18 protein-coding genes are annotated in these 17,861 nt (G+C 64.1%); 10 read left to right on the top strand and 8 right to left on the bottom strand.

Annotated features, from left to right (window positions below):
* Nucleotides 1-96 precede the first annotated feature (96 nt).
* Both HJ583_RS13535 and ruvA read right to left on the bottom strand, forming a co-directional pair.
* Nucleotides 97-462 (bottom strand): DUF3592 domain-containing protein, encoded by a 366-nt coding sequence (locus HJ583_RS13535; protein WP_170022409.1) that lies wholly within the window; start codon nt 460-462, stop codon nt 97-99.
* Between the two features lie 8 nt (nt 463-470).
* Entirely contained in the window at nt 471-1,058 is a 588-nt protein-coding gene (gene ruvA, locus HJ583_RS13530; RefSeq protein ID WP_170022408.1) for a Holliday junction branch migration protein RuvA, read from the bottom strand.
* Nucleotides 1,059-1,187: 129 nt separating this feature from the next.
* Here ruvA and HJ583_RS13525 point away from each other — a divergent pair, with 129 nt between their 5' ends.
* The 4 genes from HJ583_RS13525 to HJ583_RS13510 all read left to right on the top strand — a co-directional run bounded on the left by HJ583_RS13525 (nt 1,188) and on the right by HJ583_RS13510 (nt 5,735).
* Nucleotides 1,188-2,654, top strand: coding sequence for a DUF4178 domain-containing protein (locus HJ583_RS13525; RefSeq protein WP_170022407.1), 1,467 nt, complete (start codon nt 1,188-1,190; stop codon nt 2,652-2,654).
* Nucleotides 2,654-2,824 (top strand): hypothetical protein, encoded by a 171-nt coding sequence (locus HJ583_RS13520; protein ID WP_170022406.1) that lies wholly within the window; start codon nt 2,654-2,656, stop codon nt 2,822-2,824. The genes HJ583_RS13525 and HJ583_RS13520 overlap by 1 nt, the downstream gene beginning before the upstream one ends.
* Before the next feature lie 115 nt (nt 2,825-2,939).
* The gene (locus HJ583_RS13515) at nt 2,940-3,338 is read left to right on the top strand and encodes a DUF4124 domain-containing protein (RefSeq protein ID WP_170022405.1); all 399 of its coding nucleotides are present in this window, start codon (nt 2,940-2,942) and stop codon (nt 3,336-3,338) included.
* A gap of 54 nt (nt 3,339-3,392) precedes the next feature.
* Entirely contained in the window at nt 3,393-5,735 is a 2,343-nt protein-coding gene (locus HJ583_RS13510; RefSeq protein ID WP_170022404.1) for a mechanosensitive ion channel domain-containing protein, read from the top strand.
* 5 nt (nt 5,736-5,740) lie between these two features.
* On the opposite strand, the gene HJ583_RS13505 is transcribed toward HJ583_RS13510, so the two are convergent.
* Nucleotides 5,741-6,373 (bottom strand): hypothetical protein, encoded by a 633-nt coding sequence (locus HJ583_RS13505; RefSeq protein WP_170022403.1) that lies wholly within the window; start codon nt 6,371-6,373, stop codon nt 5,741-5,743.
* A 154-nt stretch (nt 6,374-6,527) separates the two neighbouring features.
* Between HJ583_RS13505 and arfB the strand changes: the two genes are divergently transcribed.
* Nucleotides 6,528-6,935 carry an alternative ribosome rescue aminoacyl-tRNA hydrolase ArfB gene (arfB, locus tag HJ583_RS13500; protein WP_170022402.1) on the top strand — a complete coding sequence of 136 codons (408 nt, stop codon included), beginning with the start codon at nt 6,528-6,530 and terminating at the stop codon, nt 6,933-6,935.
* 31 nt (nt 6,936-6,966) lie between these two features.
* On the opposite strand, the gene HJ583_RS13495 is transcribed toward arfB, so the two are convergent.
* Nucleotides 6,967-8,307 carry a peptidase U32 family protein gene (locus tag HJ583_RS13495; RefSeq protein WP_170022401.1) on the bottom strand — a complete coding sequence of 447 codons (1,341 nt, stop codon included), beginning with the start codon at nt 8,305-8,307 and terminating at the stop codon, nt 6,967-6,969.
* A 190-nt stretch (nt 8,308-8,497) separates the two neighbouring features.
* Here HJ583_RS13495 and HJ583_RS13490 point away from each other — a divergent pair, with 190 nt between their 5' ends.
* From HJ583_RS13490 to HJ583_RS13480, 3 genes are all read left to right on the top strand, one after another.
* Nucleotides 8,498-10,501 (top strand): bacteriohemerythrin, encoded by a 2,004-nt coding sequence (locus HJ583_RS13490; RefSeq protein ID WP_170022400.1) that lies wholly within the window; start codon nt 8,498-8,500, stop codon nt 10,499-10,501.
* Between the two features lie 207 nt (nt 10,502-10,708).
* The gene (locus HJ583_RS13485) at nt 10,709-12,394 is read left to right on the top strand and encodes a sensor histidine kinase (RefSeq protein ID WP_170022399.1); all 1,686 of its coding nucleotides are present in this window, start codon (nt 10,709-10,711) and stop codon (nt 12,392-12,394) included.
* A 54-nt stretch (nt 12,395-12,448) separates the two neighbouring features.
* Nucleotides 12,449-13,369 carry a substrate-binding periplasmic protein gene (locus HJ583_RS13480; RefSeq protein WP_170022398.1) on the top strand — a complete coding sequence of 307 codons (921 nt, stop codon included), beginning with the start codon at nt 12,449-12,451 and terminating at the stop codon, nt 13,367-13,369.
* A gap of 94 nt (nt 13,370-13,463) precedes the next feature.
* Here the strand turns inward: HJ583_RS13480 and dksA are convergent, their stop codons facing one another.
* Nucleotides 13,464-13,886 (bottom strand): RNA polymerase-binding protein DksA, encoded by a 423-nt coding sequence (dksA, locus tag HJ583_RS13475; protein WP_217423420.1) that lies wholly within the window; start codon nt 13,884-13,886, stop codon nt 13,464-13,466.
* A 213-nt stretch (nt 13,887-14,099) separates the two neighbouring features.
* On the opposite strand from dksA, the gene HJ583_RS13470 reads away from it, so the two are divergent.
* On the top strand, nt 14,100-14,780 hold the full coding sequence (locus HJ583_RS13470; RefSeq protein WP_170022397.1) for a Crp/Fnr family transcriptional regulator: 681 nt from the start codon (nt 14,100-14,102) through the stop codon (nt 14,778-14,780).
* Between the two features lie 65 nt (nt 14,781-14,845).
* A complete protein-coding gene (gene cowN / locus HJ583_RS13465; protein ID WP_170022396.1) occupies nt 14,846-15,172 on the top strand; it encodes a N(2)-fixation sustaining protein CowN in 327 nt (108 codons plus the stop codon).
* Nucleotides 15,173-15,568: 396 nt separating this feature from the next.
* Here the strand turns inward: cowN and HJ583_RS13460 are convergent, their stop codons facing one another.
* The 3 genes from HJ583_RS13460 to HJ583_RS13450 all read right to left on the bottom strand — a co-directional run bounded on the left by HJ583_RS13460 (nt 15,569) and on the right by HJ583_RS13450 (nt 17,850).
* A complete protein-coding gene (locus tag HJ583_RS13460; RefSeq protein ID WP_170022395.1) occupies nt 15,569-16,210 on the bottom strand; it encodes a hypothetical protein in 642 nt (213 codons plus the stop codon).
* A gap of 100 nt (nt 16,211-16,310) precedes the next feature.
* The gene (locus HJ583_RS13455) at nt 16,311-17,324 is read right to left on the bottom strand and encodes an SPFH domain-containing protein (RefSeq protein ID WP_170022394.1); all 1,014 of its coding nucleotides are present in this window, start codon (nt 17,322-17,324) and stop codon (nt 16,311-16,313) included.
* Between the two features lie 31 nt (nt 17,325-17,355).
* The gene (locus HJ583_RS13450; RefSeq protein WP_170022393.1) at nt 17,356-17,850 is read right to left on the bottom strand and encodes a GNAT family N-acetyltransferase; all 495 of its coding nucleotides are present in this window, start codon (nt 17,848-17,850) and stop codon (nt 17,356-17,358) included.
* Nucleotides 17,851-17,861 lie beyond the last annotated feature (11 nt).

Below are 17,861 nucleotides of genomic sequence, written 5' to 3'. Positions count from 1 at the left end.
GAAATACCCGGCGGGGTTTGCGCCCCGCCCTACGAGCGGAACACCCGCAAAGGGCGGAGTACGAACTCCGCCATCCAGAACTACATGCCGAGACGTTCAGCCCGGCTCCAGCACGCTGGATTGTGGCCTGGCCGGGTCGTAATAGACCTTCACCTTGCTGCCCGGTGCATAACGCGCCAGTTGCGTACGCGCTTCGTCTTCGCTGCGCCAGCCCTCACGGGTGATGCGGATGCGGGTGCCGGTAAAGCGCTGCCCATTCACGACATAGGCATACTCCAGCTCGACGTGATAGCGCACGCTGGTTTCCGGATTATTGCTGCCGTCATCGGTGCGCTCAATGCGCGCGGAGAGGATCTCGCCCTGTACGGCCGGCCAGGCCTGACTGGCCCGCTGCTGCTGCCAGGCGTACCAGCTGGCCACCGCAATCACCAGCAACACGAGGCCGATCAGCAGTGCGTCCATCGGCTTGCTCATGCCTTGGAGAGCAGCTTCAGCGCGGCACGGATGCCGTCCGAGACGCCGATGTCGGCCGGCAACTGCTTGAGCGCCGCGGCCGCCTCCTTCTCGTTGTAACCCAGCGCCAGCAGCGCGTGGCCGATGTCCCCCTGAGCGCTGGCCGGGCTACTAAGGCCGGCGGCGGTCACGCCCGGCAAGGTCTTGGCGAGTTTGTCCTTCAGCTCCAGCAGCAGGCGCTCAGCCGTTTTCTTGCCGATGCCCGGAATCTTCACCAGCCGCCCGGTTTCCTGCAGTGCCACGGCGCTCGCCAGATCGCTCACCGACATGCCCGAGAGCACGGCCAGCGCGGTGCGTGCGCCGATGCCGGAGATCTTCAGCAACTGGCGGAAGGTGGCACGCTCCTCTTCGGCGCCAAAGCCGTAGAGGAAGTGGCCATCTTCGCGTACGGCCAGATGGGTCACCAGGGTCACTCGCTCGCCCAGATTGGGCAGGTTGTAGAAAGTGCTCATCGGCACCTCCAGCTCGTAGCCGATGCCATTCACATCCAGCAGGATCTGGGGCGGGTTCTTTTCAAGCAACAGTCCGGAGAGGCGTCCGATCATGGAGGAATTCCGCAAAAGCGTTCACAATCCCGCAGGATAACAAAGCCGGCCATCCTCCACCGCCTCATGTACCAGTGCGCCTGTCCCGCCTGCGGGGCCCAAGTCGAATTCAGGTCTGCCGCCTCGGTGATGGCAGTGTGCGCCTATTGCCGCAGCACCCTGCTGCGCGAGGCCGACGCAGTACGCTCGATCGGCCGCATGTCCGATATCGTCGAGGACCACACCCGCCTGCAGATCACCAGCTGCGGCCAGTATCAGGGAACGAACTTCAGCGTGGTCGGGCGCATCCAGCTGCGCTATGACGATGGCTTCTGGAACGAGTGGTACCTGCTGTTCGATGATGGCTCGGCCGGCTGGCTGGCGGATGGCTCCGGCCAGTATGTGATCACCCGACCAGGCGGCACACCGGGCAAGGCGCCTGCCTTCGAGACGATCCGCCCCAATGCCACAATTCCCTTCAAGGACGAACGCTATACCGCCACCGATGTACGCACGGCGCAATGCACCGGCGGCGAGGGCGAACTGCCTTTCCAGGTGGGTGCAGGCTGGCAGGCGCGGGTGGCGGATTTCCGCAACGGCGACAAGTTCCTGACCCTCGACTACTCGGAGAGCGACACACCGCAGGTTTTCCTCGGCGAAGCCACCAGCCTCGAAGCCCTCAAGTGCCAGTTGCTGCGGGAAGAAGAGCAAGTCGCAAGCAGCGCCGGCAAGCTCAAGGGCAAGGCCCGCACGCTCGAATGCCCCGCCTGCGGCAGCGGCATCGACACGGTGCCAGGCCGCGCCGAGCATCTGGTGTGTCCGGCCTGCCACGCGGAAGTGGCACTCTCGGCGGAGAAGGCTGAAGTGCTGGCCCTGCACAAGGAGCTGGCGCAGTTCAAAAGCACTCTGCAGCTCGGCGACAAGGCCACTATCGATCGCTCCAAATGGCAGCTGATCGGCCTCATGCGGGTGCGCGAAACCGGCGAAGAGCCCGATCCGCCGTGGACCGAGTACCTGCTTTTCAACGCCGGCAAGGGTTTCCTGTGGCTGGTGGAAAGTCATCAAGGCTGGAGCCGCACCGAGGTACTCAACGCCCTGCCGGAAATCACCGGGGGCGCCGGCCTGCGCTTTGGCGGCAAGGGCTACACCAAGAAATGGACTTACGGTGCCGAGGTGATCTATGCCGCCGGCGCCTTCAATTGGCGCGTAAAGATCGGCGATCAGAGCCGTGTGACCGACTACTACGGCCCGGATGGCATCCTCTGCGAGGAAGTGACGGCACAGGAGGTCACCTGGTCGCGCAGCCGCGAGGTGGATGCCGCGCAGGTCGCGCGCTGGTTCGGCAAACCGGCGGACAGCCTGCCGACGCCGAGGGTGGAAGAGCCTCCGTCGGAACTGAAGAGTTACGCGCTGGGGGCCAGCCTGATCCTGCTGAGCCTGAACTTCGACCAGATCGTAAGCTTCAGCCCGATGGTCTGGATCGTCAGTGCACTCGCACTGATGCTGCTGTGGCTGCCGACCTGGGTCACCAGCGGTACGGCGGGCAGCAGCGATGCCGGCGGTGGTGACTGGGATACGGATACTTCAGACAGCGACTCTGGCGGAGGCGACGACTGATGCACCGCATCGTCTATTTCCTGTATGCCACCATCGTGGTGCTCGCCACCACCGGCATCAATTCACACGTCGACAACATCTCCAGTGGCAGCTATCGCTCCTGGGGCAACTCTTCGGGCTACAGCTCCGGCGGCGGCAGTGGCTGGAGCGGTGGCAGCAGCCACAAATAGCGCCCGCCTGTGCGGGCATCTTTCGCGGCAGGCAACGGCCGCAACAGGGCCAGTGATGCTCATCTCTACGCGTTTCCTCCAAGCCATCCGACGGTTCCTCCTGCTATCCGGCTGCATGCTGCCCGCATTCAGCCAGGCTCAGGTCTACAAGTGGGTGGACGCTCAGGGCAAGACCCACTACTCGGAGCGCAAGGAAGGCAGCGAGGGCAACAAGCTCACCGAGCTCAAGCTGACACCTGCGGCCTCCGCCTCGCAGCCGGCCCGCGACTGGGAAGAGGAAGAAGCCCAGTTACGTCGCCGTCAGCTTGAAAAACAGTACGCCACACCGCCGGCTTCGCGCGCGCCTGATCGGCCGAAATCACTCTCGAACGGCACCGAAGACGGTTCCGACGCCTCACGCTGCCGGCTGGCACGCGACATCCTGAGCGGCGCCGTGCGGCACGCCAACGGCAAACCACTCGACCAGTACGACCGCGAGGTGGCCGAGAACGACGTGCGCCGCTTCTGTCATTAGGGCGCAGCACCTTGGGCTACACTGGCATTCATATCCCGCTGGAATCTTCTGCGCATGAAACGTCTTGCCCTGCTGGCCTCCTCCCTGTTGTGCTGTGGTCTGCTGAGTGCCCCGACCGGCGCCCAGAGCTTGCTCAAACTGCTGCCTCACGCGGCAGCGCCCCAGTCCGCACCAGTCAGCCAGGCTGAGGACACGGCCAGCCGGATCAGCCGTCTGCGCGAAAAGCAGGCAGCCCTGCTCAAGGTCCTGCAACGCCTGGAAGCGCCGGACGGCCTCGCCAGCGGTGCACCGAGCGATGCCACCGCGGCCGAGCTCGACGAACGCCACCTGCGCATCGCCTTCTCCGTCAGCCTGATCGACCGCCAGCTGGCCGACCTCGCCCGCCTTGCCAAAGTGCGCACCAGCCGCGCTGCGCTGGACAGGGAAATCCATGCCTGGAGTGGCCTCAGCGAAACGCCGCCCTACCCAATCCGCCTCCTCGATCGTTTCCGTGCCGAACGCGACAACGCCCAGCAATCCCTCACCGCGCTGCGCGCCCGCGAAACCCTGGTGAAGACTTTCAGCGAGCGCACCAGCCGTGAAGTGAAAGAATCCGAAGCTCGAATCCGCAAGCTCACCGAAAGCGCCGAACGCCGCTTCGGGCTCAGCGCCAGCCCTGGGCATCAGGGCTGGGCCCGGGAGCTCAGTCAGATCCAGCTCCAGACGGCCCAGATCGCGGCAGCCACGCTGCAGACCATCGGGGAGCTGCAGGAGGCTGAGCTGGGCGTCGCCCAGGATCAGCTCCAGTTTGCCCGCCGCAAACTCGAGCTGGCCGCCGCCGACTATCGCTTCAGCGCGGAGGAATTCGCCACCATCAACAGCGAGCTGGATGCCGACTTCAGCCGCATCGAACAGCGGCGGACGGCCCTGGCCCAGCAGCAGCTCCAGCGCAGCAACAATGCCGAACTGGCCCAGGCCAGACTTGAGCAGCTCCGCAATCGGGTCGATACCAGCCCACAGCTCACCGAGGCAGCGCGCAGCCTGGAACTCGCCAACGCCCGCGTCGAAGCCAGCACCTATGGCGGCGAATTCCTGCGCGGCATGGCGGACGCCCAGCGCCTCCACCGCCGGCTCTGGAATGCCCGTTACCAGGGTCTGCACCGCGACGAAACGAGTGATCGCCTGGAAGCTGGCGAAGCACTCGAAACGGTGCGCCCCTTCATCAGTATGTGGCGCCGAGGCCTGGAGCAACAGCGCACCGTGCTGGACTTGCGCCTGCAGCGCCTCGACACCCTGCTTGCCGACACCAGCGATCCGCTCGCCCAGAAGCACCTCATCGCCCTGCGTAACGCAGCCGAGGAAGCCCTGCCCTTGCAGCGCAGCGCCTATTCCCTGCTTGAGAGCATGGAAGCCTTGCTGGTGTACACCGACGAAGAACTCGGCACAGCCCGCAAGGATCTGAGCGCCTCGGAACGCCTCGATGAGTGGCAACTGCGCCTCACCCAATGGGCGCAAGCAGCCTGGAACTACGAACTGATGACAGTCGAAGATGTCATCGAAGTAGATGGCAACAAGATCACCGGCAAACGCTCGATCACCATCGGCAAGGTGCTGGCGGCACTGCTCGCCTTCGTGGCCGGGATCATCGGCTGCCTGCTCTTCGCGCGCCAGATCTGCCGCCTGCTCGTCTCCCGGCTCGGCTGGAGCGACTCAAACGCGCGCATCCTGCGGCGCTGGCTGCTGACGGTGGAATTCATGGTGCTGGGCATCATCGTGCTGGCCTGGGCACGCATCCCGCTCACGGTCTTCGCCTTCCTCGGCGGCGCCATCGCCATCGGTGCCGGTTTCGCCATGCAGACCCTGCTCAAGAACCTCATGAGTGGCGTAATGATCCTTGGCGAGCGCCCCTTCCGCCCTGGTGACATCATCGAGATCGGTGGCATCAGCGGCACCGTAATGGACATCGGCATCCGCGCCTCCACCCTTCGCGACGCCAACGGCATCGAAACCATCGTGCCGAATGCCAGCTTCATCGAGCAGAACCTCACCAACTGGACTTACAGCTCACCGCGTGTGCGTTTCACGGTACGGGTCGGCGTGGCTTATGGCGCGCCGGTCAAACGCGTGATCGAACTGCTCGACGAGGCCGCCCAGCGCCACGGCCTGATCCTCAAAGACCCTGCGCCGGAAGTGATCTTCGAGGATTTCGGGGCCGATGCGCAGGTCTTCGCGCTGCACTACTGGCTGGAGATGGGGCCCAATGTCACCTCACGGGTGGTGGCCAGCGATCTGCGCCGGATGATCGAGCACACCTTCTCCGAGCAGGGCATCGTCATCGCCTATCCGCAGCGCGACGTGCATCTGGACGCCAGCCAGCCCCTGCCGGTGACCCTCGTCAGCCCGGCTCGGGAAGGCTGAGCTTCTCAGAACGGCACCGAGAGCCCCAGCAGCAGCTCCCCCTGGCCCAGGCTCTGGCCGCTGATCGAAACCACGCAGCCCCCCGAGCAGAACAGGCTGCCGCTGCTGTCGATGAGGCTGGCGTAATAACGCCCTTCGAGGCGCAGCGCAAGATTGCGTGCAAACAACCACTGGTAGCCAAAGCCCAGGTTCATCGAGGGCAGCACTTCCTCGCCATAGCCGGGGCCGTCGAGCTGCAGCACAGCTACGCCGAGGCCGCCCACGGCATAAGGCCCCTGACCGATCGGGCCATCGAAGAAATAGGTGCCCCCCAGATGCAGATAGGTCGCCGTGAAGGGCAGGCGCGTGGTGCCCAGCGTGTTCGTCTTGGGAGCTGCAACCTGGGAAAAATCAACATGCGAACTCTGCCGTGACAGGAAGACCTGCAACTGCCGCTGCGGATCCAGGCCCACATCAACGGCCAGCGATACGGCGGGCGAGTTCTGCAGCTTGAGGCTGTTGCCGGTATCCACTTCCGTGAAGCTGCCCCCCACGCGGTAGCCGCCATACACTGTCAGCGCATTGCGCCCACCCAGCTCTTCGGCAGACACCGCCAGGCTGGCCATCGCGGCCAGCAGACAAACCACTACGCGCTTCATGTGAGCCTCCCCGGATGAGTGTGGGCAGATCTTAGCCCACGGCGCGCACGCCTCGCAGCAGACTCAAGGCCCGGCCGGATCAGCGCATTGGCCTTGCAGACTGTGCCCGCAGACGTATGCTTGGGCTCCATCCCCGGCCCGAGAAGCTGCCCGCATGCCCGCCCCTCCGGATTACCTGCGTCCCGAAGAAGTCGAATTCACAGCCATCCGCGCCCAGGGCGCAGGCGGGCAGAACGTGAACAAGGTTTCGACGGCGGTGCATCTGCGCTTTGACATCGCCGCCTCCTCCCTGCCGGAATGGCTGCGTGAGCGCCTGCTGCAACGGGGCGATCAGCGCATCAGCAAGGAGGGCGTGCTGATCATCAAGGCGCAACAGTTCCGCAGCCTGGAGCAGAACCGCGAAGACGCGCTGCGCCGCCTGCAGGAGATCATTGCCAGCGCGGCCATCACCCACAAAGCTCGCCGGCCGACCCGCCCCACGCGCGGCTCAATCAAGCGGCGACTGGAGGGAAAGGCCCACCGCGCCTCGGTGAAGGCCGGACGGGGCAAGGTCGAGAGCTAAACGTGCGCCGGCGCCGCGCCGCCGCGTCCGCTCAGGCGCAGCCCTCACAAGCCCCCGAGCCGCAGCCCTCGTCAAGCGATGCCGCCGGGATCTCGTTATTAACAAAGCGGGTCAGGAAGGCGCCCACGCTGTCTGCCGGCAAGGGGATCCACACCCGGTGGCCGCTGCCGGGAGCAATCGGCGTGGCGCTGCCATCGGCCTGCTCCATGCGCTCGAGTTCCAGCACGCGGTTGCCTTGTGCCTGCACCAGCTCCAGCCGGTCCCCCACGGCGAAGCGGTTCTTCACCACTACTTCGGCTAGGCCGCGTGCCGCGTCGTACTGCACCACGTCTCCCACATACAGGCTGCGTGAGGATTCCGAGCTGCCGCGCGCATAGTTCTGATAGGCCGAAGCCTCCTGGTGGCGGTCGAAGAAGCCGCCGGTATAACCCCGGTTGGCCAGCCCGTCGAGCGAGTCGATCAGGGCCGGATCGAGTGGCTGCCCCGCCACCGCTGCATCAATCGCAGCGCGATAGGCCTGGGCCACGCGAGCCACGTAATACGGGCTCTTGGTGCGCCCCTCGATCTTCAGCGAATCCACGCCGATCTCGACCAGCCGCTGCACATGCTCGATCGCGCGCAAATCTTTCGAGTTCAGGATGTAGGTGCCGTGCTCATCCTCTTCGATCACGTTGTAGCTGCCGGAACGACGCTCGCGCTCCTCGATCAGGAACACGTCACCACTGGCGTCGGCACGCCCCTGATGCACCTTGAAATCCCAGCGGCAGGAATTGGTACAGCTGCCCTGGTTCGGATCGCGGTGGTTGAAGTAGCCCGAGAGCAGGCAACGCCCCGAATAGGCGATGCACAGCGCGCCGTGCACGAAGACTTCGAGCTCGGTCTCCGGGCAGGCCTGGCGAATGTCGGCCACCTCGTCGAGCGACAGCTCGCGCGACAGGATCACGCGGGAGACGCCATTCCGCGCCCAGAACTTCACCGCCGCCGCGTTCACCGTGTTGGATTGCACCGAGAGGTGGATCGCCTGCTCCGGCCACTCTTCGCGCACCATCATCATCAGGCCAGGGTCGGACATGATCAGCGCATCCGGTTTGAGCGCGATCACCGGTGCCATGTCGCGGAGATAGGTCTTGAGCTTGGCGCCGTGCGGGTAGATGTTGGAGACGAGGTAGAACTGGCCGCCGGCCGCATGTACCCGGTCGATGCCGGTCTTGAGCACGGCCAGATCACCGAAATCATTGTTGCGCACCCGCAGCGAATAGCGTGGCTGGCCGGCATAGATCGCATTGGCACCGTAGGCCAGGGCGGTATCGAGCATGGCCAATGAGCCGGCCGGGGCCAGCAGCTCGGGGCGGCGAAGGGGAGTGGAGGACATTTTCTGGTTTTCCGGGGGTTCTGCGGGGGTGCGCCATTATAGGGAGTCGGGCGGGGAGATTCGGGAGTCGATAGCCCGCACGCGCGCCTCCGGCAATACCCTCACGGCGCTCAAAATTAAAGCTTTCCCACAACAAACCGTTGATTTTCATGGGGATGCCTTCACCGTCCCCTGCAAGGAGATCTGCACCGTGGGTGATGTCACCGAAATGAAGGACATCTTCAGCTGGTCCGCCCGCTTCGAAACCGGGCTGCACGAGGTTGACCAGCAGCATGCCCGCCTCGTCCAGCTCATCAACGAGCTGGCACGCATCTCGGCCGGCCGCTCAGACCCGGCCCGCCTGCTGGGCCTGCTCGACGAGCTGCAGGACTACACCGGCTACCACTTCCGCACCGAGGAAGAGCTCATGGCGCAATACGCGCTGGAGCCGGAAGCCACTGCGGCGCACATCCACGCCCACGAATCGCTGCGCGAGCAAGTCCGCATCGTCCGCGAAGTAGCCGAAACGGCCGGCTTGCAGGCCGGCGTGGCGATTGGCCGGCTACTGCCCTTCCTCACCAAGTGGCTGATCTTCCATGTGCTCGGCACCGACATGCGCATGGCTCAGGAAGTGCTCGCCCGCCAGCGCGGCGAGTCCGCCGACACCGCACACCAGCTCTCGATCGCCGGCCAGACCGAGTCACTCGTGATCGTGCTCGACGCACTCAACGATCTAAACGACAACCTCACCCGGCGCAGTAGCGAACTGGCCGAGGCCTATCAGCGTCTGCGCATCTCGGAGGCGCGCTACGCCATGGCCCAGCGTGCCGCACGCATCGGCAGCTGGGAGCTGGACCTCGATCGCCTGGAGATGAGCTGGTCCGATGAAGTCGAGCCGCTCTTCGGTTTCCGCCTGCGCGATCTCAGCAACCGCTACGAAGCCTTCATGGCCTGCGTACATCCGGATGACCGTGAGCGCATCAGCAGCCACCTCGAAGCCGTGCGCAGCGGCACCAGCCTCTACGAACTGGAGCACCGCGTGGTGTGGCCGGATGGCTCGGTGCACTGGCTGGCCAGTACCGGCGAATGCGTACGCGGCGAGCCCGGCGAAGCACTGCGCCTGGTCGGCATCGTGCGCGACATCACCGAAGAGCGGGCGGCCCAGCAACAGCTGCGCGACACCAACCAGCAGCTCACCCTCTCACTCGGCGCGCTGGAGCGCCATGCGGCGGACCTCACCCGTCTGAACGAACTCAACGAAAGCCTGCAGAGCTGCCTGAACTCGAGCGAAGCCTTTGAAGTGGTCGAACACGTGCTGGCCCGCCTCAAGATCGGTAGCGGTGGCGCCCTGGCCGTGCTGGATGCCGGCAGCAGCGAACTGCGCACGGTGGCACGCTGGGGAGATGGCGGTCACATTGCCGCCCACTTTGCGTGCACCAGTTGCTGGGGCATGCGCCGTGGTCAGCGTCACGCCGTGCGCCTCGCCGACGAAGGCCCGCTGTGCAAGCATTTCGAAGGCAGCCCTCCGGGCGCCACCCTGTGCCTGCCGCTGCGCGTACTCGGCGACACCCTCGGCCTGCTCAGCATGCATGCCCCCGCCGAATGCAGCGAAACAGAATGGGCACGCATCAATCACCTGGCCAGCATGGTGGCCGAAACCCTCAAGCTCGCCCTCTCCAACGTGCGCCTGCGTGAAGCCCTGCATGAGCAGGCCACGCGCGATCCGCTCACCGGCCTGCTCAACCGCCGCTACCTGGATGAAGCCCTGCCGCGCGAACTCGCCCGCGCCGCCCGCGAGCACCGCAAGCTGGCCGTGGTGATGCTCGATCTAGACCACTTCAAGCAGGTCAATGACAGCTGGGGCCACGAAGCCGGCGATGCGGTGCTGGCCCAGCTCGCCATCACCTTGCGCGCCCATCTGCGCAGCTCCGATCTGGCCTGCCGTTTCGGCGGCGAGGAGTTCGTCGTCGTGATGCCCGGCGCCAGCCTCGAAGAAGCCCGTGAGCGCATGGAAGTGGTGGCACGTTCAGTTCGTGAAACCCCAATCCATCTGGCCCACGCCACCCTTCCGCCGGTGCGCTTCTCCGCCGGCCTCGCCGAAGCCTTCAAACATGGTTCAACGGCCGAAGAACTCCTGCGCGCGGCGGATATCGCGCTCTACGCCGCCAAGGAAGCCGGCCGCGATTGCCTGCGCGAAGCGCTCCCACCTGAATGAGTACGGGCTTGCAAGATGCGCCAAGCAAGCCCTCAAGCCGGGCCCATGCCGGCCTCGGCCCCCCCCCTGTGCAAGGGCTGCGATCAAGGCTCACACGGGTCTTGCAAGGAATGGCCCCTACGGGAAACCTGAATGGCCGCCCCTGGCAGATGACACTAAGCTGCACGGGCGGGCTTCCCCCGCTTCCGGACCGCTGCGCCTACGTGGATGACAAACACCCCGCCCCCTTTCCAGCCTTCCGCAGAACAGGCGCCCCCCGGCGCAACGCCCGGCCGCGCCGGCTGGCTCGAGCGCCTCTTCGGCCTGCGCATGCTGATCATGCTGGCGGTGGCTTTCGGCCTCGCCGTGCCCGGCTGGCTGGTGGCGCTGCAAGAAGCCAAGGCCATCGAGAAAGAAAACATGCTGCAGCTGCAGACCGATCTGCAGCAACTCACCGAGGTGGGGGCAGAGAGCCTGCGCGAAGCCCTGTGGCAGATCTATCCGGAGCTGGGCGAGCCGATCGTCCAGGCCATCTTCCGCGATCCGCGCGTAAAGCTCATGCGAGTCCAGGATTCGCGCGGCAGTAAACCCTTCTTCGAGCACCAGCGCCCACTCGAAACCGGCGAAGCAGTCATCAGCCTCAAGCGCGAAGTACTCTATCAGGGCCGCCCGGTCGGCAGCCTCGAGCTTTCCCTCTCCACCCTGCAGGCCAGCCAGCGTGCCGAAGCGGCCCAGCGCGGCATCCTGCTGCGTACCGCTCTCAGCCTGGCCAGCTCGCTGCTGCTGGCTTTCATCGTTCTCCAGTGGCGTCTGGTGCGACCCATCGAATATCTCAAGCGCGCCTCCGGCCGCCTCGCCCGCCAGGCACTGGACGAACCGATCCACCTGCAACGCTGCGACGAGCTGGGTCAGCTCGCCCAGAGCATGGAGGCCACCCGGGTCGCGCTGGCCCGCGCCTTCTCCGAACTCACCGCCAGCCAGCAGGCCTTGCGTGAACATGCCGACGGGCTGGAGCTGCGCGTGGCCGAACGCACCCGCGAGCTGGAAGAGAGCAACCTTCACCTGTCCGAAGTGATCAACAATCTGTCGCGCGCCCAGAGCGAGCTGATCGAAGCCGACCGCCTCGCCTCGCTGGGGCGCATGGTGGCCGGCATCGCCCACGAGCTGAACACCCCGCTCGGTTCCAGCCTGACCATGGTCAGCACCCTGCTCGATCATCATCGCAGCCTCAGCCAGGCAGTGGGGCAGGCGGCGCTGCGCCGCACCCAGCTTGACGAGTTTCTCGCCACGCTCGGCGAAGGCCTGCACATCGCCGAACGCAACGTGAATCGCGCCGTGGAAATGGTCGACAAATTCCGCCAGGTGGCCGTGGACCAGACCAGCGAGCAGCGCCGGCGCTTCGATCTGGCCGTTTTCATGGCCGAACTGCAGCTGACCCTGAGCCCGAACTTCAAGCGCAGCCCCTATACGGTGCATGTTGCCATCCCGCCGGGCCTGATCTTCGACAGCTACCCCGGTCCGCTCGGCCAGGTCATCAGCAATCTGGAGCTGAACGCCCTGGTGCACGGCTTCGATGGCCGCAGCAGCGGCAACATCTGGCTCAGCGCCGCGCTGGCGGACGACGGCATGGTGCGGATCAGCCTGCGTGACGATGGCATTGGCATGAGCGCCACAGTGCGCGAACACATCTTCGACCCCTTCTTCACCACCCGCCTCGGGCGGGGTGGCTCCGGTCTCGGTCTCGCCATCGTCTACAACATCGTCACCGGCATGCTCGGCGGGCGGATCAGCGTCAACAGCCAGCCTGAGCAAGGGGCCGAATTCGTGCTGGAGCTGCCCCTGAACGCCCCCACTGGTAGCGCCCCGGCACGCAACGAGGCGCTCCCGGCCCTCAGCCAGACATCGGATTGCTGAGGGCAGACACGTGTCTATGCGGAAAAAAAAGCTCAGGAGGCCGCCATGCGAAGCATGAAAACACTGATCTGCTGGCTCGGCCTGAGCCTGGTGCTGGGCGGCCTGCCCGCACAGGCCGAGGATGTGCTGATCCGCAACCGCCCCACCATGGGCGTTGGCCAGCGCCTCGAATATACCGATCGGGTCCTGGCCGAAGCCATGCGCCGCACCCGTCAAAAATACGGCCCTTACCGCATCGAGTGGATCGGCGGCACCCTTGCCCGCGAACGCATGCTCCTCGAAATGCTCAGCGGCGAGCAGTTCAACACCACCGTGATCGCCAGCCAGCCCAGCTGGGAAGAGCAGTTACTGCCGATCTGGATTCCGGTGGACATGGGCCTCTCCAACTACCGCATCTCGCTCACCCACCGTAATGCCCAGGCACGCATCGCCGCCGTGCGCAAGCTGGCCGACCTCAAGGCCCTGCCGGTAGGCGTAGGCGCCGCCTGGTCCTCGCGCAAGATCATGGAAGCCAATGGATTCAACCTGGTCACCGGCGAAAGCTTCGACCCGCTGCTGAAGATGCTGATGGCCGGGCGTTTCGACTACTTCCCACGTGGCATGAACGAAGTCTTCGTCGAATTCGATGCGCGCAGCGCCGACAACCCCGATCTGGCGATCGAGAACAGCATGCTCATCGAGTTTCCGCTGCCCACCTACATCTTCGTCTCGCCGAAAACACCGCGCCTGCATCAGCGCCTGCGGGAAGGCATGGAAATGATGGTTGCCGACGGCAGCCTCCAGAGGATGCTGATGGAATACCACGAGGAAATGATCCGGCGCACCAACTTCTGCCAGCGCCGCGTATTCCGCATCGAGAACCCATTGCTCACACCGGGCACCCCCTTGCAGCGCAAGGAAGTCTGGTTCAACCCCTGGGATCCAAAGACCGGCCTGTGCGCCAAACCGGCCGCCGCCAGACGGCCCGGAAAATAGAGGGGCCATGGCGCATTCCGGCGCCAAGCGCCGGTGCGATTTCAGCCCCACGCCGGGCTGCAGCCCGGCTTCCTCAGAGGCAGTGAGCTGAAGCTCAGCCGCCCTTCATCTTGCGGCGGATTTCGTGGCGCTCCTGCGCTTCCACACTGTAGCTCGCGGTCGGGCGGGCCAGCAGGCGGGCGATGCCGATCGGCTCGCCACTCTCCTCGCACCAGCCGTATTCACCCTGGTCGATGCGCTCGATAGCCTGATCGATTTTGTGCAGCATCTTGCGTTCGCGATCGCGCACGCGCAGCTCCAGGGTGTGATCCTCTTCCTGCGAAGCGCGGTCAGCCGGGTCCGGCGTCGCCACGAAATCCTGCAGGTGCTCGGTGGTTTCATGCGCCGAGCTCAACAACAGATCACGTTCAGCCACCAGGCGGGCGCGAAAAAAGGCCAGCTGGGCCGGCGACATGTATTCATCCGCCGGTGCGGCAAGCAATTGCGCTTCGGTCATCTGGGGGCTGGCAGGATTCATGGAGGTTTCCGGGTTGCAGCGCGGAACGGATGCCCCACGCTTCGCGACACCCTACACGCCCGCTGCAGCAAAGTCCCGCTTGTTTTTCGCCGTCAATCTGCGCCCTGCCGGCGGCGTGGTGCGGGCACAACAGGGGTTTGTGCGGATGGCGGCGGCCGCAAGGCATGTTCCTTGCGAGGCTGAAAGCCTTGTTCCAGCCTGCTTCTCGCCCCCATGTCCGCGCCTCCAACCAGGTCAGCTGCCCCTGCCCGCCCCGGCCTGCCCCCGGAACTGCTGGCACGCTTCAGCAGCCAGCAGTTGCCGCCAGGCTACCTGCTCAGCACGCCTGGATCGCCCAAGGACCGCATCCTGCTGCTGCGCGAAGGCCGCATCCGCGTATTCGTGGCCAGCGAAGACAAGGAGCTGACCCTCGCCTACCTTAGCGCCGGTGAGCTCTTCAGCACCCACACCCGCGCCTATCTGCGCTGCGACAGCGCCTGCTGCGTACTCTCCATGCCCACCGCCGACTTTGCCCGCAGCATGGCCCATCAGCCGGGCATGCTGGCCCTGGTGATGCCGGTGCTGGGGCGCATCCTCGACAACAGCATCGCCCTCATCGAAGACCTCGCCTTCCGCGATGTGGCCGGCCGCCTCGCCCGCTTCCTGCTCGTCTCGGCCCGCCAGCAAGGCGTCGCAACCGCCCCAGGGATGCGCTTCGGGCTGGATCTCTCGGCCGGTGAGATCGCCCTGCTGCTGGGTTGTACGCGCCAGACCGTGTCCAGCCTGTTCAAACGTCTCGAACGCGAAGCCATCCTCACTCGGCCGGCCCGCCGCCAGTTCGTCGTGCTCCAGCCCGACGCCCTGCTGCGCTGGCAGGAAGGGGAAGAAGGGCGCACCAGCGGAACTGTCGGCTAGCCGACAATGCCGCGCCGCACGGCTGGCTAGGATGAGGCCTTCCTCATCTCCTGCCTGTGATCACCATGAGCTGCCCCTGCCAGAACCCGCCCGCTGCCGAAGCCGGCAAAAAGGAAACCAAGCCCGAACGCTATGTCAGCTTTGTCGGCCTCGATTGCGACGCCAAAGCCGCCGAACTGATGCGCCATATCCGCCGCTACATCGACGACCCCGCGCACAGCAACGCCTTCTGGGAGTATTTCAAGAAGAAAGCCGAAGGCGGCAGCGGCCCGCGCCCGGACGACCTGTTCCTGGTCCACAGCAATCTGAACCAGATCCGCGAACTCTTCGAAGACAAGGCCGACCCCGAAGCCCTCGCCCTGCTCGACCGCATCGAACAGGAATGCTGCTGAGGCGGAAACAGAGCGGGTCAGCTTGCAGGGCAAATCCTGCGCGGCGCGGAATCCGGGCTACTCGCTGGCGTAGCTGGCGTAGGGCGGAGTGCCAACTCCGCCACTCCGATCAACGCATGCGGTGCGGTGTTCACCGCACCCTACGGGTGCGCCATGCGCGGCGGACTTCAGCCCCGCAGGCGAGGTCAGCGGTTTTGTACATCTTTCAGATTGGCAGGTCGGAAAAACGAAGCGCCTTCCGACACATTTGTTGCCCAACGCAATCGTCGGATGTCGCCCTCAGCTTATCCGACCCTCACTCCGGTTACGGCCTTGGCGTGGGGCAGAGACCCCCCCCCCCCCGGATCGGGGCATGCAGTGGCAGAGTGTGCAATACGCAGCGCTTCATTCACACGATTAAATAACTTTAGACAGTATGATCAAAACAGGAATGCTTACAGGCGCTGTCACAAGAATCAAGGAACCATCGACAGCTACTGTAATTGGTGTCAGAGCCAGCTTTCCAATTACACCTAGAGTTTTAGCTGTTTTCGATGGTTCTGCATACACACCAACTGAGTACGTCCTATTTAAACCCTGAGTGCGTTGAAAAGAGCGCATCGCTTTTGAACTTGGTCCCGAATCATAGGCCAGACCCTTAAGATCAAAATACTGACGGAAATTTATGAATCCATCCTCTTGAGCCTTAACCCGCTCTTTTTCCGGTGCATTCCCAACAAGTTGAATTGTCAATGAACCATTCAGAACTCCGCCTTCCTGGATATTAAACACCCCAAACTCCGCAAAAACATAGGGGTAATAAGTGGAATTCAACGTACGGGCAAGCTCCGCCGGAACGTCGAAAATATAGTGACGACTTTCCCCAAGAACGATTATTTTCGACCAGTCTTCCGTTGCATGGATACTTGAAAAATTTTCGTTCTCCAAGAAGTTATATTTGTCATCATCCCAAAGTGCATACGTCACACACCCAGAAATTGACGACATAACCATTGCACTCACGCCTGCCTTTAAAATATCCCGCCTATGCTTTTTCATCAATTAATTCCAAGCCTAGTGATCGCTTCGGCACAATTATTAACCAGCACGTGCTTTGAACCCTGCTCGCTTGCGAGCTAAGCGCAGCTAACCCATAAACTCACCCCAGCATCTTCTTCAGCACTTCCGCCTTCGCCGTGTCGTAATCCGCCTGCGTGATCAGGTTCTGATCGAGCAGGGCCTTCAGCTTGGCGAGCTTGGCGGTCGGGTCTTCAGCAGCAGGCGCGGCAGCAGCAGGCTGAGCGACGCCGGCCATGGTCTGGGCCATGGTGCCCGCCATCATCTGGCCCATGCCGAGACCTACGCCGACGCCGGCGCCCATGCCGGCAAGGCCGCCTTCGTTCTGTGCGGCGAGCGGGATGGCGCTGGCCATCTGGTACTGGGTGAACTTGCTCATGTCGCCCATCATGCCCATCGAGATGCGGGTGTCGATGGCCTTCTGGAGCTCTTCAGGCAGGGAGACGTTTTCGACGGCGAAGTTGTCCAGCGCCAGGCCGTATTGCTCGAACACCGGCGTCATGCTCTCTTTCAGTTTTTCGGAGAGCAACATCTGGTTGGCGGCCATGTCGAGGAAGGGCAATTCACTCGAACCGAACAGGCCGGTCATGTTGGCGACGACGAGGTTGCGCAATTGCTGCTCGATGTCTTCAACCGTGTAGGTGTCTCGCGTGCCGGAGAGTTCGGTGAAGAACTTCTTCGGGTCGGCGAGCTTGTAGGAATAGATGCCGAAGGCACGCAGGCGCACCATGCCGAAATCCTTGTCGCGGATCGTGACCGGCTGCTGGGTGCCCCACTTGCGGCCGATCTGCAGGCGCGTGGAGAAGAAGTAGACGTCGCTCTTGAAGGGGGATTCGAAGAGCTTGTCCCAGTTCTGCAGGTAGGTGAGCACCGGCAAGGTCTGGGTGGTGAGCTTGTAGAGGCCGGGGCCGAACACGTCTGCCACCTTGCCTTCATTCACGAACACGGCCATCTGCGATTCGCGCACGGTGAGCGCGGCGCCGTACTGGATTTCGAAATCCTGCATCGGGTAGCGCCAGGCGAGCACGCCGTCGCCGTCTTCGTTCCATTGCAGAACGTCGATGAACTGCTTCTTGATGAAATCGGTGAGGCCCATGGTGTTCTCCTGTCAGTCGCGTTTCGGGTCGTCATTTCCGCGCGGGCGGGAATGACGGATTCAAGTCGTGCTGCGTGGGTGCCGCAGCGTAGTACGCCTGCTTGGTGTGCGCATCGAAACCGGCGGATTCGTAGAAGGCTCGGGTGGCGACATCCTGCCGGCTGGTCATCAGCATCACCTTGTAGCAGCGCGCCTGCCAGGCCAACGCCTTGGCGTGTTCAAGCAGGGCTTTGGCGTAGCCCTTGCGGCGCTGACTGGCGGTGGTAACGACGTTTTCGATCAGCGCATAGGGCCGCCCGCCACGCGTGAGGTTGGGCGTGATGACGAGCGTGCAGCTCACGACCAGCGCCTCATCCACAAAGCCGCCCAGCAGCTGCAGGCCGGAGGTCGCCCGCATCTGCTGCCAGATGGCTTCGACTTCGCTGCGCGCGGGCAGCGGCGCATCGGCCGGATGCAGCTCGGCGTAAAGGCCCAGCAGGGCGTCGAGATCGTGGTCGGCAAGTTCGCGCAGGATCAGCGGGCTCATTTCAACGGACG

Source organism: Uliginosibacterium aquaticum (assembly GCF_012972705.2).
In the GTDB taxonomy this organism is placed as follows: Bacteria; Pseudomonadota; Gammaproteobacteria; order Burkholderiales; family Rhodocyclaceae; genus Uliginosibacterium; species Uliginosibacterium aquaticum.
Note: the sequence above shows the minus strand (reverse complement) of the source record. Positions and strands in the feature narration are given on the sequence as shown.